Origin of the sequence: Streptomyces sp. NPDC058534, assembly GCF_042717365.1 — a bacterium.
In the GTDB taxonomy this organism is placed as follows: Bacteria; Actinomycetota; Actinomycetes; order Streptomycetales; family Streptomycetaceae; genus Streptomyces.
The window spans coordinates 9,313-11,514 of the sequence record NZ_JBHXNW010000135.1 but is presented as its reverse complement, the minus strand read 5'-3'; the positions used below and the strand labels follow the sequence as shown (position 1 = coordinate 11,514).

The following is a 2,202-nucleotide window of genomic DNA, read 5'->3' as shown; positions in this document are numbered from 1 at the left end:
CTTGCCGCCGGAGAACAGGATCACCGGCCGCTCGAACTCACCCGCCACCTCACGGAAGATGTGCACCGCCTCCGACTCGAGAGCATCCAGGTGGGGGAGTGCCGCGGTGTCCTCGGGCACCGCCTCGCGAGGTTGCGCCGCTACCGTCATGCCAGGCCCCTCTCGGTCAGAAAGGTGTGCAGTTCGGCGGCGGTGTCGGCCACCGTCCTGCCCTGTGTCCGGATCCGCAGCTCCGGCGTCCCGGGAACCTCGTACGGGTCGTCGACGCCGGTCAGCCCGGTCAGTTCACCCGCGGCCTGCCTGGCGTACAGGCCCTTGACGTCACGCACCGAGCACACCTCGACCGGGGTGGCCACGTGGACCTCCACATACCGTGTGCCGTTCGCCTCGTGGCGCTCGCGGACCGCGTCGCGGCTGTCGGCGTACGGGGCGATCACCGGGACCAGCGCCGTGACGCCGTTGCGGGCGAGCACTTCGGCGACGAAGCCGATGCGCTGCACGTTGGTGTGCCGGTCCGCGCGGCCGAAGCCGAGGCCCGCGGAGAGGAACGCGCGGATCTCGTCGCCGTCGAGGACCTCGACGCGGCGGCCGGTGACGTGCAGCCGCCGGGCGAGGGCGCGGGCGAGGGTGGACTTGCCCGCGCTCGGCAGCCCGGTCAGCCACACGGTGGCGCCGCCCGCACCGGCGCCCGCCCCGGTGGCGACTCCGGTGGCGGCCCCGGTGGCCGGGGCGTGAGCTGTGGTCACGGTGGAGCCCTCCTGGACGGGGGATGGCGTGGGGGAGCGAGCGGAGCGGTGCTCAGGCCGTGGCGAACTCGGCGAGGGTTTGGCCGAGGACGTCCATGTCGATCCGGTGCCAGGAGCCGGGCAGTTCCAGCGACCGGCCGGCGGGCAGGGCCGCCGCGGTGGCCCGGGCCGCCGCACGCAGCCACTCGCTGGTGCCGGAGCTGTTGAGGACGAGGGTCTGCGTCGGGTACCCGGCGAGCCGGCCGGCCGGGACGGTGCAGTCGCCGCAGATCGCCACGTCGTAGGCGAGGGTGTGGGCGTTCGTCTCGTTGACCGCCCAGATCGGTCCCCTGCGCCACTCGGCGACGGTGTCCGGGGTCAGCCCCAGGAAGCTGCCCAGGTAGTACTCGACCGCCTCCTGGCGCCGGTCCTCCTCCATGAGGACACGCAGCGTCTTGGCGACGTTCCACGGCGGCTTCGGGAAGCCGTCGACCCGGTAGAAGGGCTCGTGCAGCGCGAGCCTGGAGATCGCCGCCCCGGCGAGCGCCGCCTCGACGGCCAGGTTCGCGCCCGAGGAACCGGCGAACACCACCGCCGAGCCGCCCGCCTCCTGGATCACGGCCTGGAGGTCCTCGATCTCGCGGGCCACGTCGTAGTGGGGGCTGTCGCCGCTCTCGCCGCGGCCGCGGCGGTCGTAGACGTAGGTGGTGCAGTGCGGCGCCAGTTCGGGAACGAGCGCGTCGAAGATGGTGTGGTCGCGGAAGGAGCCGTTGAGGAGCACGACCGGCGGCCCGTCGCCGGCCTTCTCGTAAGCGATCGTCGTGCCGTCCCGGGAAACGACCTTGCGCATCACGCACTCCTCACGCCGAAACGGAGGTGCTCTCACCTCCCCGTCTGGCGGCATCCTCGGCCGCTGCGCTGGACCACGGGTCGAGGACCGGTCGCAGGACCCCTGCGCCGCGCTCGTCCCCCACCGGCCGCGGCCCAGCCCGCCGCCGCCCGGTCCCTCCCGCCGCCGCGCGCACCAGTGGCCCGCGAGCCGCGCCACAGCCGGAGTCGACCCGCCGGCTCTGTCATGACAGTGGCGAAGTGAGGGCGCGGCGGCAGCCGTCAGCGGCGCGTCAGTCCTCTGGCGGCACCGGCGGCGACAGCGGGCCGGGCCCGTCGTCCCGTCCTGCCGCCGAACACCGGGAGACCGACATGAGCGACCGGGTCGCACTCGGCCAGGTGCACGCCGCGCTCGTCTCCCTGCCCGGGGTGCGGGACGCGGCCGTCGACCTGGCCGGGCACGGCCCGGACGGCCGGCGGATCGTCGCGCACGTGGTGACGGGCACGGCGCCGGCCGAACTGCGTGCCGCCCTGGCGGCGAGACTCCCCGCCCACCTGGTCCCGGCCCGCTTGTACCGGGTGCCGTACATTCCCCTGCGCGCCGACGGCAGCACCGACCGGCCCGCCCTGGCGAGACTGACCTCACCCG

General features: G+C 74.4%; 2 protein-coding genes and 2 pseudogenes. 1 reads left to right on the top strand and 3 read right to left on the bottom strand.

Translation table 11 applies throughout. The features are described 5' to 3' along the window. The 3 genes and pseudogenes from ACFWR9_RS41415 to ACFWR9_RS41405 form a co-directional block, all read right to left on the bottom strand. Window positions 1-150 (bottom strand): annotated as a pseudogene (locus ACFWR9_RS41415) (sulfate adenylyltransferase small subunit); the annotation flags it as partial. Beyond that, complete coding sequence (gene cysC / locus ACFWR9_RS41410; RefSeq protein ID WP_383852491.1) at window positions 147-746, bottom strand: adenylyl-sulfate kinase; 600 nt, start codon at window positions 744-746, stop codon at window positions 147-149. The pseudogene ACFWR9_RS41415 and the gene cysC, both read right to left, overlap by 4 nt. A 52-nt stretch (window positions 747-798) precedes the next feature. Then, entirely contained in the window at window positions 799-1,575 is a 777-nt protein-coding gene (locus ACFWR9_RS41405; protein ID WP_383852488.1) for an alpha/beta fold hydrolase, read from the bottom strand. A 350-nt stretch (window positions 1,576-1,925) separates the two neighbouring features. Between ACFWR9_RS41405 and ACFWR9_RS41400 the strand changes: the two are divergent. Continuing rightward, window positions 1,926-2,202, top strand: a pseudogene (locus ACFWR9_RS41400) (hypothetical protein); the annotation flags it as partial.

Bases quoted from the DNA above. Each gene is read 5' to 3' on its own strand.
- ACFWR9_RS41405 (WP_383852488.1), bottom strand. From the start codon at position 1,575: ATGCGCAAGGTCGTTTCCCGGGACGGCACGACGATCGCTTACGAGAAG.